The sequence below is a fragment of the Pseudomonas sp. JQ36 genome (assembly GCF_053851495.1).
In genome coordinates this window covers 1-19,130 of the sequence record NZ_CM132642.1, presented here as the reverse complement: position 1 = coordinate 19,130, position 19,130 = coordinate 1, and the positions used below count along the sequence as shown (strand labels likewise).

Annotated in this window: 16 protein-coding genes; 5 read left to right on the top strand and 11 right to left on the bottom strand. The window is 58.7% G+C overall.

Features of this window, described 5'->3' with window-relative positions:
• Position 1: 1 nt before the first annotated feature.
• The 10 genes from ACS4NR_RS00080 to rpsB form a co-directional block, all read right to left on the bottom strand.
• Positions 2-505, bottom strand: coding sequence for an OmpH family outer membrane protein (locus ACS4NR_RS00080; RefSeq protein ID WP_007908849.1), 504 nt, complete (start codon positions 503-505; stop codon positions 2-4).
• Between the two features lie 45 nt (positions 506-550).
• A complete protein-coding gene (bamA, locus tag ACS4NR_RS00075; protein ID WP_095138356.1) occupies positions 551-2,926 on the bottom strand; it encodes an outer membrane protein assembly factor BamA in 2,376 nt (791 codons plus the stop codon).
• A gap of 74 nt (positions 2,927-3,000) precedes the next feature.
• On the bottom strand, positions 3,001-4,353 hold the full coding sequence (gene rseP, locus ACS4NR_RS00070) for a sigma E protease regulator RseP (RefSeq protein ID WP_456018811.1): 1,353 nt from the start codon (positions 4,351-4,353) through the stop codon (positions 3,001-3,003).
• A gap of 54 nt (positions 4,354-4,407) precedes the next feature.
• Positions 4,408-5,598, bottom strand: a complete 1,191-nt coding sequence (gene ispC / locus ACS4NR_RS00065) for a 1-deoxy-D-xylulose-5-phosphate reductoisomerase (protein ID WP_456018810.1) — start codon at positions 5,596-5,598, stop codon at positions 4,408-4,410.
• The gene (locus ACS4NR_RS00060) at positions 5,595-6,401 is read right to left on the bottom strand and encodes a phosphatidate cytidylyltransferase (protein ID WP_095138353.1); all 807 of its coding nucleotides are present in this window, start codon (positions 6,399-6,401) and stop codon (positions 5,595-5,597) included. Before ACS4NR_RS00060 ends, ispC begins: the two co-directional genes overlap by 4 nt.
• The gene (uppS, locus tag ACS4NR_RS00055; protein ID WP_003222128.1) at positions 6,401-7,156 is read right to left on the bottom strand and encodes a polyprenyl diphosphate synthase; all 756 of its coding nucleotides are present in this window, start codon (positions 7,154-7,156) and stop codon (positions 6,401-6,403) included. The genes ACS4NR_RS00060 and uppS overlap by 1 nt, the downstream gene beginning before the upstream one ends.
• A gap of 14 nt (positions 7,157-7,170) precedes the next feature.
• Positions 7,171-7,728 carry a ribosome recycling factor gene (gene frr, locus ACS4NR_RS00050; protein WP_047291868.1) on the bottom strand — a complete coding sequence of 186 codons (558 nt, stop codon included), beginning with the start codon at positions 7,726-7,728 and terminating at the stop codon, positions 7,171-7,173.
• Entirely contained in the window at positions 7,725-8,468 is a 744-nt protein-coding gene (gene pyrH / locus ACS4NR_RS00045) for a UMP kinase (RefSeq protein ID WP_003222124.1), read from the bottom strand. The genes frr and pyrH overlap by 4 nt, the downstream gene beginning before the upstream one ends.
• Before the next feature lie 212 nt (positions 8,469-8,680).
• Positions 8,681-9,544 (bottom strand): translation elongation factor Ts, encoded by an 864-nt coding sequence (tsf, locus tag ACS4NR_RS00040; RefSeq protein WP_095138352.1) that lies wholly within the window; start codon positions 9,542-9,544, stop codon positions 8,681-8,683.
• 203 nt (positions 9,545-9,747) lie between these two features.
• Positions 9,748-10,485, bottom strand: a complete 738-nt coding sequence (gene rpsB, locus ACS4NR_RS00035) for a 30S ribosomal protein S2 (RefSeq protein ID WP_003222119.1) — start codon at positions 10,483-10,485, stop codon at positions 9,748-9,750.
• A gap of 373 nt (positions 10,486-10,858) precedes the next feature.
• Between rpsB and map the strand changes: the two genes are divergently transcribed.
• The 5 genes from map (at position 10,859) to ACS4NR_RS00010 (ending at position 17,477) form a co-directional block, all read left to right on the top strand.
• Positions 10,859-11,641, top strand: coding sequence for a type I methionyl aminopeptidase (gene map, locus ACS4NR_RS00030; protein WP_007964271.1), 783 nt, complete (start codon positions 10,859-10,861; stop codon positions 11,639-11,641).
• 41 nt (positions 11,642-11,682) lie between these two features.
• Positions 11,683-14,385 carry a [protein-PII] uridylyltransferase gene (locus ACS4NR_RS00025; protein ID WP_115986319.1) on the top strand — a complete coding sequence of 901 codons (2,703 nt, stop codon included), beginning with the start codon at positions 11,683-11,685 and terminating at the stop codon, positions 14,383-14,385.
• Positions 14,386-14,508: 123 nt separating this feature from the next.
• Positions 14,509-15,708, top strand: a complete 1,200-nt coding sequence (gene dapC / locus ACS4NR_RS00020; RefSeq protein ID WP_456018809.1) for a succinyldiaminopimelate transaminase — start codon at positions 14,509-14,511, stop codon at positions 15,706-15,708.
• A 165-nt stretch (positions 15,709-15,873) separates the two neighbouring features.
• Complete coding sequence (locus tag ACS4NR_RS00015; RefSeq protein ID WP_456018808.1) at positions 15,874-16,566, top strand: M12 family metallopeptidase; 693 nt, start codon at positions 15,874-15,876, stop codon at positions 16,564-16,566.
• A gap of 263 nt (positions 16,567-16,829) precedes the next feature.
• A complete protein-coding gene (locus ACS4NR_RS00010) occupies positions 16,830-17,477 on the top strand; it encodes a hypothetical protein (protein ID WP_456018807.1) in 648 nt (215 codons plus the stop codon).
• A 21-nt stretch (positions 17,478-17,498) separates the two neighbouring features.
• Here ACS4NR_RS00010 and ACS4NR_RS00005 read toward each other — a convergent pair whose 3' ends face one another.
• Positions 17,499-19,130: a Na+/H+ antiporter gene (locus ACS4NR_RS00005; RefSeq protein WP_456018806.1), complete on the bottom strand. Its 1,632-nt coding sequence runs from the start codon at positions 19,128-19,130 to the stop codon at positions 17,499-17,501.

Here is a 19,130-nt window from a genome sequence, read left to right as displayed (position 1 = left end):
GTTACTTCAGCTGATTCATGCGCTCGATAACCTGGCGCGTGATGTCGTACTGAGGTTTGACATCGATCACTGCGCCACGCTCGAACACCAGGTCAAAACCACCTTTCTTGATGACTTCTTCCACTGCGCTATCCAGTTTCGGCTTCAGTTGCTTGAGCATTTCGCGGTCGGCAACTGCCTTGGCTTCGTTCAGCTCCTTGGACTGGAACTGGAAGTCACGGGCCTTTTGCTTGAATTCAAGCTCCAGACGCTCACGCTCGCCCTGCTGCATCTTGTCGCCACCGGCCATCAGGCGATCCTGAATACCCTTGGCGCTGCTTTCCAGCGTCTTGAGCTTGGTCAGTTGCGGACCGAACTTCTTCTCGGCATCCACGGCGTATTTCTTGGCTGCGTCGGATTCCAGCAGTGCCATCTGATAGTTCAGAACGGCGATTTTCATGTCGGCAAATGCCGGGCCTGCCACCATCAAGGAGGCCAGGAGAACCAATTGAGTCAACTTACGCACGATGCACTCCTACAAAATCCATTGTCGTTATCTTGGGTCAGACGCTTAGAACGTCTGGCCGAGGGAGAATTGGAACACTTGAGTTTCAGCCTCATCCGGCTTCTTGATCGGCATGGCCAACGCGAAGCTCAGAGGACCCAGTGCGGTGACCCAGGTCACACCCACACCAACGGAACTGGCCATGTTGCTCAGGCTGATGTCGTTGCACTTGGTGTTCGACGTCGAGCCGTTCGCATTGGTAGTGTCCTTGCACTGCGAGTCAAATACGTTACCCACATCCCAGAATACCGAAGTACGCAGGGAACGCTGATCCTTGACGAATGGCAGCGGGAACAGAACCTCGACACCACCCTGGATCAGGACGTTACCACCGAACGGCAGTGGATCCTGGTCCGGGTCAGCCAGGGTGCCCGGGTTGTTACCACGACTCGGCGTACTGCGCGGGCCAAGCGTACTGTCCTTGAAGCCACGAACCGAGTTGAAACCACCAGCATAGTAGTTTTCATAGAACGGCAAGCCGTCGGTTCCACCGTAGCCGTCGCCATAACCCAGCTCGGTGTGCAGACGCAGGGTGTAGTTTTCGCTGATCGGCTGGAACAATTGACCACGGTAATCGAGTTTGTAGAACGACAGATCGCTACCTGGAATGGTCGATTCCAGTGTCAGGCTCTGCGAACGACCACGGGTCGGCAGTACGCCTTTGTTCAGGGTCGATTCGGACCAGCCGGCCGAAGCCTTGAAGTTCAGGTACTTGTCGCCTTCCTTGTTAACGAAGTCGAAAATCTCGTCAACGGTGTAGGTACCGGTCTTGATCTCGTCCTGTTGAACCGACAGACCAAACGTCAGACGCGAAGTCTCGCTGATCGGGTAGCCAACGTTTACGCCGGCACCCAGGCTGTCGACCGCATAGCTCGCTACGTCGACGTCGAGGTCTTTGTAGTCGGTGGTGCGATAGAACGCGTTGTAACCCAGGCTCACGCCATCGGCGGTCCAGTACGGGTCAACGTAGCCGAAGTTGTAGCGGCTCTGGTATTCGCTGCGGGTCAGGCCCACGCTTACACGGTTACCGGTACCGAGGAAGTTGTTCTGGGTGATCGAACCACCGAGGATCAGACCGGCACTCTGCGCGAAACCGACACTGGCAGTGATCGAACCGGAAGCTTGTTCTTCAACGGCATAGTTCACGTCAACCTGGTCGTCGACACCCGGTACAGCCGGTGTTTCAACGTTCACTTCCTTGAAGAAGCCCAGACGTTCAAGACGGGTCTTGGACTGGTCGATCAGGTAGGTCGAAGCCCAGCCACCTTCCATCTGACGCATTTCACGACGCAGCACTTCGTCCTCGGACTTGGTGTTGCCACGGAAGTTGATGCGATTGACGTAGGCACGCTTGCCCGGATCGACGGCGAACAGGATGTCCACAGTGTGATCGTCGTCATGCGGCTGAGGTACGCCGTTGACGTTGGCGAAGGTGTAGCCCTCGTTGCCCAGACGGCGGGTGATCAGTTCGGAAGTGGTGGTCATCAGCTTGCGCGAGAACACCTGACCTTTCTGCACCAGCAACAGCGACTTGACCTGATCTTCAGGTACTTTCAGGTCACCGCTGAGCTTGACGTCACGAACGGTGTACTTCTCGCCTTCGGTGATGTTGACGGTGATGTAGACGTGCTTCTTGTCCGGGGTGATGGACACCTGGGTCGAAGCGATATCCATGTTGATGTAGCCACGGTCCAGGTAGTAGGAACGCAGGCGCTCCAGGTCACCGGAGAGTTTTTCACGGGCGTACTTGTCGTCGTTCTTGAAGAACGACAGCCAGTTGGTGGTTTTCAGCTCGAACAGGTCGATAAGATCGTCATCAGGGAAGACCGTGTTGCCCACCACGTTGATGTGCTGGATGGCCGCCACGGTGCCTTCGTTGATCTTCACTTTCAGCGCGACGCGGTTGCGCGGCTGCGAGACCACTTCGGTGTCGACGGTCGCCGAGTAGCGGCCCTGGGCAACGTACTGACGTTGCAGCTCGTTACGGACACCTTCGAGGGTGGCACGCTGGAAGATTTCACCTTCGGACAGACCGGACTGCTTGAGGCCCTTCATCAGGTCTTCGGTGGAGATCGCCTTGTTGCCTTCGATCTCGATACTGGCGACCGACGGACGTTCGACGACCGTGATCACCAGAACGTTGCCTTCGCGGCCCAGCTGGATATCTTGAAAGAAACCGGTTTTGAACAACGCACGAGTGGATTCCACCAGGCGACGATCATCCGCCTGCTCGCCGACGTTCAACGGCAAGGCACCAAAGACGCTACCCGCGGAGACCCGCTGGAGGCCATTGACGCGAATATCAGAGATAGTGAAGGACTCGGCGTGAACTTCGGCGATCATCAATACGGTGAGAACCGCAGTTAGCAGCAGACGTTTCATGAAGTCCTTTCTTATTCCAACTGGCAATAAACAAACTGCCGCAAAATGCGGCAGATTCGCAATTCAGCGAAGCTTTACAGTCGACCCAGATCATTGACCAGAGCAAGCAACATCACTCCGACCACTAAACTGATACCGATCTGCACCCCCCAACCTTGCACCCGATCCGACAAGGGGCGACCACGCACCCACTCAATCAGATAAAACAACAAATGCCCCCCATCCAGTACAGGAATGGGCAGCAAATTCAGAACCCCCAGGCTAATACTCAGATAAGCAAGGAAATTCAGGAAATCAGCAACGCCCGACTGGGCAGAAGCGCCCGCCACTTTAGCAATGGTTATCGGCCCACTCAAGTTTTTTACCGAGAGCTCGCCAAACAGCATTTTCTTCAACGAGTCCAGCGTCAGCACGCTCATGGTCCAGGTACGCCGGGCACCCTCGCCAATCGCGGCCAGCGGACCATAACTGACCTCGCGGATCATTTCCGGCGGCCAGTCTACGGCTTTTACGCCAGCCCCGAGATAACCGCTTGGCGACTTGCTTTCGCCGCGAGCTGTCAAGGTCACCGGGACCTCGATTTGAGCACCGTCGCGCTCGATTTTCAGCATGATTTTGGTATCAGGACGCGTACGAACAGTGTCGACCACCTGCTGCCAGTCATTGAGCTGCTGGCCGTCGAGCGCCAGCAGGCGATCACCGGTTTTCAGACCAGCGGCTTGCGCCGGGCCTTTCGGATCGAGTTCGGCCAGCACCGGCGGCAAGGCCGGGCGCCACGGGCGAATACCCAGCGAGCGAATCGGATCGGGCTCATCGGCGCCTTTGAGCCATTGATCGAGCGCCAGCTCACGCGGCGTGTCGGCGGTAGAACCCTGCTCGCGCACGAGCAATTGCAGGGAGCCGCTTTCCCCGAGGCGACGCACCAGTTGCAAATTGACGGCGGCCCAACCGGACGTCGGCTCACCATCGATGGCGACGATTTCCTGACCGGCATTCAAACCGGCCTTGGCCGCGATGCTGCCGGACTCGACCGCACCGATGACCGGACGGATCTGCTCGCTGCCGAGCATCGCCAGCACCCAGAAAAACACCAGGGCCAGCAGGAAGTTGGCAATCGGCCCCGCCGCGACAATGGCGATGCGCTGGCGAACCGACTTGCGATTGAAGGATTGATGAAGCTGATCGGCCGGGACTTCGCCTTCACGCTCATCGAGCATTTTGACGTAACCGCCCAGCGGAATCGCGGCGACAACAAACTCAGTGCCCTGCTTGTCGTGCCAGCGCAACAGGGGCATGCCGAAGCCCACAGAAAAACGCAGAACCTTGACGCCACAGCGACGCGCGACCCAGAAGTGGCCGAATTCGTGAAAGGTGACCAGCACACCCAAAGCGATCAGGGTGCCGGCAATCATATAGAGCGCGCTCATCTACTTTCTCCGCAATCCTGTTCAGTGCCGCGTGACGCCATGGTACTGCAACGGCTATCGGTCGTGACGACTCAGCCACTGCCCGGCCAGAGTCCGCGCTTTCGCGTCTGCGGTAAACACCGCGTCCAGATCTTCCAGTGCAACCACAGGCTCGAGATTCAACACGTCCTCGATGATACTCGCGATTTCCAGATAACCCACGCGCCCGTCGAGAAACGCCGCGACCGCCACTTCGTTGGCCGCATTGAGCATGGCCGGTGCGCTGTTGCCGGCCTCCGCCGCCTGTCGCGCCAGGCGCAGACAAGGGAAGCGCTGTTCGTCCGGTGCCTCGAAATCCAGGCGCGCGATGGCAAACAGATCCAGTGGCGCCACGCCCGAGTCGATACGCTCAGGCCAGGCCAGCGCATTGGCAATCGGCGTGCGCATGTCAGGGTTGCCCAACTGCGCCAGCACCGAGCCATCGACATAGTCGACCAGCGAGTGAATCACACTCTGCGGATGAATCACCACCTCGACCTGCGACGGCTTGGCGTCGAACAGCCAGCAAGCCTCGATCAACTCCAGGCCCTTGTTCATCATGCTGGCCGAGTCCACCGAGATCTTGCGCCCCATCGACCAGTTCGGGTGCGCACACGCCTGATCAGGCGAAACATGCACCAGCTCGCTCAACGGCGTCTGCCGGAAAGGCCCGCCCGAAGCCGTGAGCAGAATCCTTCTTACACCGACGGCGCCCAGCCCACGGGCGAAATCCTGCGGCATGCACTGGAAGATCGCGTTGTGCTCGCTGTCGATCGGCAGCAGCACCGAACCGCTCTTGTGCACCGCCTGCATGAACAGCGCGCCGGACATCACCAGCGCCTCTTTATTGGCCAGCAGGATTTTCTTGCCAGCTTCCACCGCCGCCAGCGTCGGGCGCAAGCCTGCGGCACCGACGATGGCCGCCATCACGGCATCCACTTCAGGCGCGGAAGCGACCTGGCACAGGCCCTCCTCCCCCACCAACACGCGAGTGGGCAGACCGGCAGCCCGCAAGTCGTCCTGCAGACCACGCGCCGCCGCCACTTCAGGCACTACCGCGAATTGCGGCACATGGCGAACGCACAAGGCCAGCAACTCGCTCAGGCGCGTGAAACCGCTCAGGGCGAAAACCTGATAACGCTCGGGATGCCGAGCGATAACGTCGAGGGTGCTCAGGCCAATCGAACCGGTAGCCCCCAGAACAGTGATCTGTTGAGGACGGCTCACGGTGCAGCCATCCACAGCAATACAGCGAAAATCGGGATCGCAGCGGTCAGGCTGTCGATGCGATCAAGCACGCCGCCATGGCCGGGCAGCAGGTTGCTGCTGTCCTTGATGCCGGACTGACGCTTGAACATGCTTTCGGTGAGGTCGCCCACCACCGAAATGAACACGATCAACGCAGCGCCGATCAGCCCCTTGAGCAGTTCAGCCACCGTCCAGTCGCGAACCAGACCGACGATCGCGGTGATCACCAGACTCAGCGCCAGGCCACCGTAAACGCCTTCCCAGCTCTTGCCTGGACTGACTTGCGGCGCCAGCTTGCGCTTGCCGAAAGCACGGCCGGAGAAATAGGCACCGATGTCGGCACCCCAGACCAATACCATCACTGCCATGATCAGCCAGTTACCCAATGGGTACTGTTTGATCTGCACCAGCCCTTGCCAGGCTGGCAGCAGGATCAGCAAGCCGATCACCAGTTTGGTGGCCGCCGTGGACCAGTGCACGCTCGAGCGCGGATACGTCAGCACGAGATACGTAGCCACCGCCCACCACAACACCGAAGCGCCCAACACCCAAGGGGCGAGGCCCGGCAGGACGTACATGACGAACAGCATCAGCGCGACGACAGCGGCATAGCCGACACGGAACGACTGTGCGGTAAAGCCAGCCAGGCGCGCCCATTCCCAGGCGCCCAGACTTACGACCAGACCGATGAACAGCGCGAAACCGGAGCCTTCGAGCAGGAAAAACCCGCACAGGGCGATCGGCAGCAGGATCAGCGCAGTGATGATTCGTTGTTTAAGCATTAAACCCGGGCTCCAGCTTCAACCTGTTCGCTCGTTTTACCGAAGCGACGCTGGCGTGAAGCGAAATCGGCCAGCGCAGTGCGCATGGCTTCGTGTTTGAAGTCCGGCCAGAACAGGTCGGAGAAGTACAACTCGGCATACGCCAGTTGCCACAGCAGGAAGTTGCTGATGCGGTGCTCGCCACCGGTGCGGATGCACAGGTCCGGCAGCGGCAGATCACCGGTGGCCAGACAGGTTTGCAGCAGATCCGGGGTGATGTCTTCCGGACGCAGATGCCCGGCCTGGACTTCACGCGCCAGCCGCTGCGCAGCCTGGGCAATATCCCACTGACCGCCGTAGTTGGCGGCGATCTGCAGGATGAAGCGGTTGGCACCAGCGGTCATGGCCTCAGCCTCGCGCATCGCCGCCTGAAGCTCAGGATGAAAGCGCGAACGATCGCCGATGATGCGCAAGCTGATGTTGTTGTCGTTGAGGCGCTTGGCCTCACGACGCAGCGCCTTGAAGAACAGATCCATCAAGGCACTGACTTCATCGGCCGGGCGCTGCCAGTTCTCACTGGAAAAGGCGAACAGGGTGAGCACTTCGACCTTGGCCTCGGCGCACACCTCGATCACTGCCCGCACAGCATCCACGCCGGCCTTATGCCCGGCGACACCCGGCATAAAGCGTTTTTTCGCCCAGCGATTATTGCCATCCATGATGATCGCGACATGGCGCGGCACCGCGGACGGCGCAGACTGCTTGGTCTTGTCCATTAAAAGCTCGACCCTTATACGGCCATCAGGTCTTTTTCTTTCTCGTCCGTGGCCTTGGTGATCTGGGCCTCGGATTCTTTGGTCAGCTTATCGATATCAGCGATGGCACGACGCTCTTCGTCTTCACTGATTTCCTTGTCCTTGACCAGCTTTTTAAGCTCACCCAATGCGTCACGACGAATATTGCGCACAGCAACGCGCGCGTCTTCCGCTGCGCTACGGGCCTGCTTGGTGAAGCCCTTGCGCGTTTCCTCGGTGAGGGCAGGCATCGGGATCAAAAGCAACTCACCCAGGTTGGTCGGATTGAGGTTCAGACCGGCGCTCTGGATCGCCTTGTCGACGGCAGCGAGCATGTTGCGCTCGAAGGCCACGACTTGCAGGGTACGCGAATCTTTCACGGTGACGTTGGCGACGCTGCTCAGCGGGGTGTCAGTGCCGTAGTAAGGCACCATGACGCTGCCGAGAATGCTCGGGTGAGCCTTGCCGGTACGAATCTGGCCGAACGCGTGGTTCAGGGATTCCAGGGATTTCTGCATACGCGCTTGGGCGTCTTTCTTGATTTCGTTGATCATTGTTGGCCTTCCTCGATCAAAGTCCCTTCAGCGCCGCCGTGCACAATGTTCAGCAGGGCGCCGGGCTTGTTCATGTTGAATACGCGCAGCGGCATCTTGTGATCGCGGCACAGGCAAATAGCTGTCAGATCCATTACACCCAGCTTGCGATCCAGCACTTCATCATAAGTCAGATGATCGAACTTCTCGGCATGCGGGTCTTTGAACGGGTCTGCGGTGTAGACGCCATCAACCTTGGTCGCTTTCAGCACGACGTCGGCATCGATTTCGATTGCACGCAGGCAGGCTGCCGAATCCGTGGTAAAGAACGGATTGCCGGTACCGGCGGCGAAAATCACCACGTCCTTGGAGTTCAGGTGGCGCATGGCTTTGCGGCGATCGTAGTGATCGGTCACGCCAACCATGGAAATGGCCGACATCACGATGGCCGAGATATTGGCACGTTCCAGCGCATCGCGCATGGCCAGGGCGTTCATCACAGTGGCCAGCATGCCCATGTGGTCGCCTGTCACCCGATCCATGCCAGCCTTGCTCAAGGCCTCGCCACGGAACAGGTTGCCACCGCCGATCACCAGACCGACCTGTACGCCGATGCCGACCAGTTGGCCAACTTCCAGCGCCATCCGATCCAGCACTTTTGGATCGATCCCGAACTCTTCCGAGCCCATCAGGGCCTCGCCGCTAAGCTTGAGTAGAATGCGTTTATAGCGAGCCTGATAACCACTGCCCTGCTGAGCCATTGCGAATCTCTCCTGCGGCGTATTTAAAAAATTCTGTGCAAGCTGTTTTACAGCTGCCGTTCACTCTAGCTTGGCGCTGCTTCAGCGCCATCGGAACCTGGCTTTGTAAGTCAGTTCCCAGTGGAAACCAATTAAAAATTGGTAACCCCATCTGAAAAGAGGCTGCGCGCGTGAGCGGGCAGCCTCTTTCGGGCGACAGTTGAAAAACCGTCTTATTGCTTGGCGGCAGCCAGCTGGGCAGCAACTTCTTCAGCGAAGTTGTCGACCGGCTTCTCGATGCCTTCGCCTACTTTGAAGTAGGTGAAGGAAACGATTTCTGCGCCGCCTTTCTTGGCCAGCTCGCCAACCTTGATTTCAGGGTTCTTGACGAACGCCTGCTCAACCAGGCTTGCTTCTGCCAGGAACTTGCTGATACGGCCTTTGACCATGTTCTCAACAATGTTTTCTGGCTTGCCTTTGATCTTCTCTTCGTTCAGCTGCAGGAACACAGCTTTTTCACGCTCGATCGCTTCAGCCGAAACTTGCGAAGGCAGCAGGAACTCAGGGTTGCTTGCAGCAACGTGCATCGCGATGTCTTTGGCCAGCTCGACGTCACCGCCTTTCAGAGCCACAACCACACCGATCTTGTTGCCGTGCAGGTACGAACCGACAACGTCACCTTCGATACGGGCCAGACGACGGATGTTGACGTTCTCGCCTACTTTGGCAACCAGTGCTTCGCGAGCGGCTTCTTGAGCAGCGATCAGCGGAGCAGCGTCGGTCAGTTTGTCAGCGAAGGCTTTTTCTACGCTGGCAGCAACAAAGTTTTTGAAGTCGTCTTGCAGAGCCAGGAAGTCGGTCTGCGAGTTCACCTCCAGGATAACGGCAGCCTTACCGTCGTCCTTGATTGCGATTGCGCCTTCAGCGGCAACGTTGCCAGCCTTTTTCGCAGCCTTGATCGCGCCCGAAGCACGCATGTCATCAATGGCTTTTTCGATGTCGCCGTCAGCCTTTTCCAGGGCTTTCTTGCAGTCCATCATGCCTTCGCCGGTACGCTCGCGCAGTTCTTTAACCAACGCTGCAGTAATTGCTGCCATTTTCAAATTCCTCTTGGATAGGTTTTCAACCATTCCACCCGATCGAACGGGCGTTCAATTCTTCCCGAAACACCTTGTAGCTGCTGCACGTTACAAATGCAGGAGATGCGCGGCCACAAGTGGGCGCCAACAAACGGTTTTCGAGGTGGCAAAAAGGGGGCCAAGCCCCCTTTTTGCTTACTGAGTCAACGCCAGGGCGTCGATTACTCAGCTGCAGCCTGAGTTTCTTCAGCTGCGAATTCAACAGTGCCGCCAGCAACATTGTTGCGACCACGGATCACTGCGTCAGCCATCGACCCCATGTACAGCTGGATAGCGCGGATTGCGTCATCGTTGCCTGGGATGATGTAGTCAACGCCTTCCGGGCTGCTGTTGGTATCGACAACGCCGATGACCGGGATACCCAGCTTGTTGGCTTCGGTGATCGCGATGCGCTCGTGGTCAACGTCGATCACGAACAGTGCGTCTGGCAGACCGCCCATGTCCTTGATGCCGCCCAGGGAGCGATCCAGCTTTTCCAGGTCACGGGAGCGCATCAGCGCTTCTTTCTTGGTCAGCTTGGCGAAAGTACCGTCTTCGGCTTGAACTTCAAGGTCACGCAGACGCTTGATGGAAGCACGAATGGTTTTGAAGTTGGTCAGCATGCCGCCCAACCAGCGGTGATCGACGTACGGCGAGCCGCAACGTGCTGCTTCTTCAGCAACGATCTTGCCAGCGGAACGCTTGGTGCCGACGAACAGAATCTTGTTTTTGCCCTGGGCCAGACGCTCTACGAAAGTCAGAGCTTCGTTGAACATTGGCAGGGTTTTTTCAAGGTTGATGATGTGAATCTTGTTACGCGCGCCGAAAATGTATTTACCCATTTTCGGATTCCAGTAACGGGTTTGGTGACCGAAGTGCACACCGGCCTTCAGCATATCGCGCATGTTGACTTGGGACATGATAGTTCCTTAATAAGTCGGGTTTGGCCTCCACGTATCCCAATGACCAACCAGTGGCATAAAGCCAAAAGCACCCAGGTCATCGTGTCGACACGTGTGTGGATTTAAGCTTTTCGGGGTATCCCCGGAAAGCGGCGCATTTTATACCACAGGGTGCGCAGAAACGGAACCCGGAATCTGTAATCGCACCAAGGACATGGGCGCAGCCCCCTTGGAATCGCCTTCAGGCACACCATTGTATAGAGAGAGACGATGCACGCAGGCGCGGATTTGCGCCTTTCGTCTGTTAGAATCGGGTTTTTCAGGGTCGCAAAACGCACACCTGCCACCCTATCCGTATCAGCAAGCGCCGCCGAGCGCAGAGAGAGCCTGTATGACCGTCAACCTCAAAACCCCCGAGGACATCGCTGGCATGCGTGTCGCCGGCAAACTGGCCGCCGATGTGCTGGAAATGATTGCCGAACACGTCAAACCGGGCGTGACCACCGATCAACTGAACCAGATCTGCCATGACTACATCGTCAACGTGCAGCAGGCCATCCCTGCTCCGCTCAACTACAAGGGCTACCCGAAGTCGATCTGCACCTCGATCAACCACGTGGTCTGCCACGGCATCCCGAATGACAAGCCGCTGAAGAATGGCGACACCCTGAACATCGACGTCACCGTGATCAAGGACGGCTACCACGGCGACACCAGCCGCATGTTCCACGTTGGCGAAGTGCCGGTGTGGGCCGAACGCCTGTCGCAGGTCACCCAGGAATGCATGTACAAGGCGATCGAAATCGTCAAACCTGGCTGCCGCCTCGGCGACATCGGTGAAATCATCCAGAAGCACGCGGAAAAGAACGGCTTCTCGGTGGTTCGCGAGTTCTGTGGCCACGGCATCGGCAAGGTGTTCCACGAAGAGCCACAGATCCTGCATTACGGTCGCGCCGGCACCGGCATGGAACTGAAGGCCGGCATGACCTTCACCATCGAACCGATGATCAACCAGGGCAAGGCCGACACCAAGGTACTGGGCGACGGCTGGACCGCGATCACCAAGGACCGCAAACTCTCGGCGCAGTGGGAACACACCCTGCTGGTGACCGACACCGGCTACGAGATCTTCACCCTGCGCGCCGACGACACCATCCCGCGCGTCTCGGCATGATCCCAAGAACGCTCCCAGCCTTATAGAAGGAAAGCCAATCGATGCCGCAGGTGGATCCCGAACTCTTCGACCGCGGCCAGTTCCAGGCTGAACTGGCCCTGAAAGCGAGTCCCATCGCGGCGTTCAAGAAGGCGATCCGCCAGGCGCGCGAGGTTCTCGACACGCGTTTTCGCAGCGGCCGCGACATCCGCCGGCTGATCGAAGACCGTGCGTGGTTCGTCGACAATATCCTGCAAAAGGCCTGGGAGCAGTTCAACTGGAGCGAAGACGCCGATATCGCGCTGGTCGCGGTCGGCGGCTACGGCCGGGGTGAGTTGCACCCCTATTCCGACATCGACCTGCTGATCCTGCTGGACAGCGCCGATCACGAAGTCTTCCGCGATTCCATCGAGCGTTTTCTGACGCTGCTGTGGGACATCGGCCTGGAAGTCGGTCAGAGCGTACGCTCGGTGGACGAATGCGCCGAAGAGGCTCGCGCCGACCTGACCGTGGTCACCAACCTGATGGAAAGCCGCACCATCTGCGGCCCCGAGCGCCTGCGCCAGCGCATGCTCGATGTCACCAGCACCGCACACATGTGGCCAGCCAAGGAATTCTTCCTGGCCAAGCGCGCCGAGCAGAAGGCCCGCCACCACAAGTACAACGACACCGAATACAACCTGGAACCCAACGTCAAAGGTTCGCCCGGCGGCTTGCGGGATATCCAGACCATTCTGTGGGTGGCCCGGCGTCAATACGGCACCCTGAACCTGCGTGCCCTCGCTGGCGAAGGTTTCCTGGTCGAGAGCGAAAACGCCCTGTTGGCGTCGTCCCAGGAGTTCCTCTGGAAAGTCCGGTATGCCCTGCACATGCTCGCCGGTCGCTCCGAGGACCGTCTGCTGTTCGATCATCAACGAACCATTGCCGGCCTGCTCGGTTTTGAAGGTGACGACGCGAAACAGGCCGTCGAAAACTTCATGCAGCAGTACTTCCGCGTGGTGATGAGCATCGCCCAGCTCAGCGACCTGATCATCCAGCACTTCGAGGAAGTCATCCTCGCCCCGGAAGACGAAGCGCCGCCGCAGCCAATCAATTCGCGCTTCCAGTTGCACGACGGCTACATCGAAGCGCGCAACGACAACGTGTTCCGTCGCACGCCGTTCGCCATGCTCGAGATCTTCGTGCTGATGGCCCAGCAACCGGAAATCAAAGGCGTACGCGCCGACACCATTCGTCTGCTGCGCGAGAACCGGCACCTGATCGACGACAACTTCCGCAACGATATCCGCAACACCAGCCTGTTCATCGAGCTGTTCAAGTGCAAGATCGGCGTGCACCGCAACCTGCGCCGGATGAACCGCTACGGCATCCTCGGGCGCTACCTGCCGGAGTTCGGTTTCATCGTCGGGCAGATGCAGCACGACCTGTTCCACATTTATACAGTCGATGCGCACACGCTGAACCTGATCAAACACCTTCGTAAGTTGCAGTACACCCAGGTGTCGGAAAAATTCCCGCTGGCCGCCAAGCTCATGGCCAAACTGCCCAAGCCCGAACTGATTTACATGGCCGGTCTGTACCACGACATTGGCAAGGGCCGGCATGGCGATCATTCGGACATCGGCGCAGTCGATGCCGAAGCGTTCTGCCAGCGCCATCAGTTGCCCCTGTGGGACAGCCGCCTGATCGTCTGGCTGGTGCAGAACCACCTGGTGATGTCGACCACCGCCCAGCGCAAGGACTTGTCCGATCCGCAGGTGATCCACGATTTCGCTCAGGCCGTCGGCGACGAAACCCGGCTGGATTACCTGTACGTGCTGACCGTGGCCGACATCAACGCGACCAACCCGACGCTGTGGAATTCGTGGCGCGCCAGCCTGCTGCGCCAGCTCTACACCGAGACCAAACGTGCTCTGCGCCGCGGCCTGGAAAACCCGGTGGATCGCGAAGAGCAGATCCGCCAGACCCAGAGTGCGGCGCTGGACATTCTGGTGCGCGGCGGCACTGACCCGGACGATGTCGAGCAGTTGTGGGCACAGTTGGGCGATGACTATTTCCTGCGTCACACCGCCGGCGACGTGGCCTGGCACAGTGACGCGATCTTGCAGCAGCCGGCCGATGGCGGTCCGCTGGTGCTGATCAAGGAAACCACCCAGCGCGAGTTCGAGGGTGGCACGCAGATCTTCATTTATGCCCCGGACCAGCACGACTTCTTCGCCGTGACTGTGGCCGCGATGGACCAGCTCAACCTGAACATTCACGACGCCCGGGTCATCACGTCGAGCAGCCAGTTCACCCTCGACACCTACATCGTGCTCGACACCGACGGCGACTCGATCGGCGACAACCCGGCCCGGGTCAAACAGATTCGCGATGGCCTGACCGAAGCGCTGCGCAATCCGGACGATTACCCGACGATCATTCAGCGCCGGGTACCGCGCCAGCTCAAGCATTTCGCCTTCGCGCCGCAGGTGACGATCCACAACGACGCTCAGCGTCCGGTGACGGTGCTGGAATTGACGGCGCCTGACCGCCCGGGCCTGCTGGCGCGGATCGGCGGGATCTTCCTCGAATTCGACCTGTCGCTGCAGAACGCCAAGATTGCGACCCTGGGCGAACGCGTGGAAGACGTGTTCTTCATCACCGACGCGCACAACCAGCCGCTCTCCGACCCGCTGCTGTGCAGCCGTTTGCAGGATGCAATCGTCGAGCAACTGAGCGTCATTCAGGAACCGGATATCAAACTTTCGCGTATCAGTATTTGATCCAGCAACTCCCCCACCCTGTGGGAGCGGGCTTGCTCGCGAAAGCCGTGTGTCAGGCAACACATCATTCACTGGCACACCGCTTTCGCGAGCAAGCCCGCTCCCACATTGAACGAGGCCCCCATGAACAACGCTCTGAACCAGCTCCAGCCCTACCCGTTCGAAAAGCTTCGCGCCCTGCTCGGCACCGTGACCCCGAACCCGGACAAACGCCCGATCGCCCTGTCGATCGGCGAGCCGAAACATCGCTCGCCAGGCTTTGTCGCCGAAGCGCTGGCGAACAATCTGGATCAGATGGCGGTGTATCCGACCACCCTCGGCATCCCGGCCCTGCGCGAAGCCATCGCCAACTGGTGTGAACGCCGCTTCGGCGTGCCGAGCGGCTGGATTGATCCGGCGCGCAATGTATTGCCGGTCAACGGTACCCGCGAAGCGCTATTCGCTTTCACCCAGACCGTGGTCAACCGTGGCGACGATGCTCTGGTGGTCAGCCCGAACCCGTTCTATCAGATCTACGAAGGCGCCGCGTTCCTCGCCGGGGCCAAGCCGCACTACCTGCCGTGCCTGGACGAAAACGGTTTCAACCCGGATTTCGACGCCGTGTCGCCGGACATCTGGAAGCGCTGCCAGATCCTGTTCCTGTGCTCCCCAGGTAATCCGACCGGCGCGCTGATCCCGGTCGATGTACTGAAAAAACTCATCGCCCTGGCCGACGAATACGATTTCGTGATCGCCGCCGACGAGTGCTACAGCGAACTGTACTTCGACGAACAGACCCCGCCGCCGGGCCTGCTCAGCGCCTGCGTCGAACTCGGCCGCAAGGACTTCAAGCGTTGTGTGGTATTCCACAGTCTGTCCAAGCGCTCCAACCTGCCGGGCCTGCGCTCCGGGTTCGTGGCTGGTGATGCCGATATCCTCAAAGGCTTCCTGCTGTACCGCACCTACCACGGCTGCGCGATGCCGGTGCAAACCCAGCTGGCCAGTGTTGCGGCGTGGAATGACGAAGTGCATGTGCGTGCCAACCGTGCGCTGTACCGCGAGAAGTTCGACGCAGTGCTGGAAATCCTCAGCCCGGTGATGGACGTGCAGCGTCCAGACGGCAGCTTCTATCTGTGGCCGAACGTGGCCGGTGACGATGCCGCATTCTGCCGCGACCTGTTCGAGCAGGAGCATGTGACCGTGGTGCCAGGCTCGTATCTGTCGCGCGAGGTCGACGGCGTGAATCCGGGCGCCGGGCGCGTGCGCATGGCACTGGTTGCGCCTTTGGCTGAATGTGTTGAAGCAGCAGAACGGATCCGCGACTTCATCACCCGCCAACACTGAGTTTTCAGTATCCGTGCCAGTCATCTGGCACGGACATACCCCTCAAGTTACATTTAAAACCACTTTACAACTACTCCAGACACTGCCCGAAGCTTAATCTTGCGCAGTGGTTTTTTTTGCATGCGCGAAACAACCAAAAAGACAAATCAAGGAGCAAGACAAAGCATGGACAACTTCCAATATTGCACGCTGCAAAAACCGGCTAAAGAACTAAAATCCAGCGCCCTCAACAACAGCCGAAAAAAACGCTCTTTGGTGCACTACGCCAAACTTTGGCCAAGCCGACACACTCTGAAAATAGCTTTCATGGACAACCCGACTCCGGAACACAAAAATAAAATCATTGCCGCCGCCGGAAAATGGCTTCCTTATATCAGTTTGAAGTTTGAATTCGTTGAAGGCGTAGAGGGTGAGATCCGAATCGCCACCGAGGGTGTTGTGAACAGTTCCTTTCTGGGTACCGATGCACTGGATATGTTTCCTGACACGCCAACCATGAACCTTGGCATCGACCCCGAACACGAAGACTTCGAGACCGTCGTCATTCACGAGTTCGGCCATGCACTTGGCGCGATGCACGAACATCAGCACCCCAAAGCGCAAATCCCCTGGAACAAAGAAAATGTTTACAACTACTACCAGAACAGACCGATGAATCCACTGTCGCGAGGCGAAGTTGACGACAATATATTTACGCCTTTTGACGATGCCGACGCGCTTTACTTGCCATACGATCGAAAATCCATCATGCACCATCCGGTTCCCAACAGTTTGACGCTTGGCAATTGGGAAAATTCGATCAATCGCGAAATCAGTGAGAAAGACAAACAGCTCATGCGATTGATTTACCCACGTTGAATCACATCTTTACCGTGCCAGTTCTGCTGGCACGGTAACCCGTCATAAAATCGCACACATATCCAATTTACCTGCTCAGGCGCAGCAACTAGCATCCTTCATTCAAAGCGACTTTTCGGGAACAACAAGCAACCCGAGAGTTACAAATAACCAATGAAAACATGGATGTTCAGTTATGCACTTAACCCGGCTTCAGCCAAACAAAAAAACCGAAAACACACGCACCTCCCCCATCATCAAATGCACTTCGGAGGTTCAGTAAAATGTGGGCTAAAAACAATCCGGCAAAATTCTGGACTCCCGGCAGCACACTTCGCATCGCCTTCCTCAACGGCACGCAGGAATTCAAGGACGCGACCATTGCCGCTGCCAGCAACTGGTTGCCGCACATCAACTTGAAATTCGATTTCGTCGAAGGTGAAGTGGGCAACATCCGCATACTCAGTCAGGAAGGAACGTTTTCCTCCCTGATCGGCACGGATGCTCTGCTACATCCCGATGAGCCGACCATGACACTCTGGCCCCATCCACCCAGTCAGGCACGTTACTTCGCAGCCAATGTCATGCATGAGTTCGGTCACATGCTGGGCGCGGAGCATGAACAGACCAATCCCACGGCAGATATTCCCTGGGACAAGCCAGCCATCTATGCACAATTTGGAATCACCGCCGACCCGGAAGAAGACGACTACCAGGCCAGCGTGACGCGCAAACGCCTGCACGACTGGTACTTTGACCGCGGCAATCCCGACGAAAGCATTTATTCGGAATACGATCCAAAGTCGATCATGCACTATCGCATCAGCCAGTCCTGGACCATCGGTGACTTCCAGCTCTTCATCAATCTGGATCTCAGCGAAAAGGACAAAATCTTCATGGCGAACGCTTATCCCTGCCCCGCGGGTGAGTGAGCGCATCAGGTCCGTGTCGGGCTATTTGACCTGCCCCAGATTCGCCTCACTCAAATCGAGTTCACCCAGTACCTCGCGCAACACGTCATCACCGATCTGGTGCTGACGGCTGAGGCTATACAGCTCCAGGCGCTGCGCCCGCAGCGCCTTCAAACGCAGACGGCGTTCCAGCAGATCCATCTGGAACGCCAGCGCCTGGGCTTCGGCGGAATCGTTGAACACGTCGAGCTGATGGCGATACTCGGACATGATCCGTGCCTTGAGTTCCGCCGAGAGCGCGGCCTGCGCAGCATCCTGCGGGCCGACCTCTTCGGTTTCCAGCGCATGGATCGCCGCCTCGGCGGTCTTGCGCCAGGCATCGCGCACTTCCTGGCGGCGCTTGTCGTCCGGGCTTTTTTCGATGCCACGCAGCAGCAACGGCAAGGCGATACACGCACAAATCAGCGACAACAGAATCACCCCGGCGGCGATGAAGATCAGCAGATCGCGCTCGGAGAACGCCTGGCTGCCCATCAACATCGGTACCGACATCACACCGGCCAGCGTCACCGCCCCGCGCACTCCGCCGACAGTCAGCAGCCAGCAGGATCGGGCCGTCGGCACTTGCGTCAGGTCGCCCTTGCCGCGCAGCCGTCGCAGCAGTACCGACAAACGCCAGATGCTCTGTACCCAGATAAAGCGCAATAGCACCAGGGCAAGGAAAATTGCCACCACGTCGAGGCCACGGTACAGCAGCGTCGGCCACAACGTCGCTTCGTGGCTGACCACCGCTTTGATGATGTCCGGCAATTGCAGGCCCAGCAGCAGAAAGATCAGACCGTTGAAGGCAAATTCGAGCAATGACCACACGCTGCGATTGAGCAGGCGGGTGCTGGTCTGCCGTGGCAACAGATCAAGCCAGCTCTGCATCATCCCCGCCGCGACGGCCGAAAGAATCCCCGATGCCCCCAGTCGCTCGGCCAGTACATAGGCGGCGAACGGCAACAACAACATGAACACCACGTGGGTGGCCGGATCGTCCCAGCCACGGGCGATCATCCACGCGCGCAAGCGCCCGACCAGCCAGCTCAGCGCGACGCCGACGGCTAACCCACCGACCGCCACCAGCACGAACGTCAGGCTGGCATTGGCCAGCGAGAACACCCCGGTCACCGCCGCCACCAAGGCAAACTTGAACGTCACCAGACCCGAGGCATCGTTCATCAACGCCTCGCCTTGCAGGATGTGCATCAGCGGTGTCGGCAAGCGGTTCTGCGAGATCGCCGAGACCGCCACGGCGTCGGTCGGCGAGAGCACAGCGGCCAGCGCAAAGGCCACCGGCAACGGTATGCTCGGCAACAGCCAGTGAATGAAGTACCCGGCACCGACCACGGTGAACAGCACCAGGCCGACCGCCAGCGTCAGAATTGGTCCGCGCAGATGCCAGAACTCGCGCTTGGGCATACGCCAACCGTCGGAAAACAGCAGCGGCGGCAGGAACAGAAACAGGAACAATTCGGGGTCCAGCGCGACGTGCAGGCCCAGTGTCGGCCAAGCCAGCAAGGCACCGGCGGCGATTTGCACGAGGGGCAGCGGCAGCGGGACGACCCGTCCGACCAGCCGGGAGACGCTGACCAGCATCAGCAGGATCAGGACGGTATAAGCGGTTTGCAT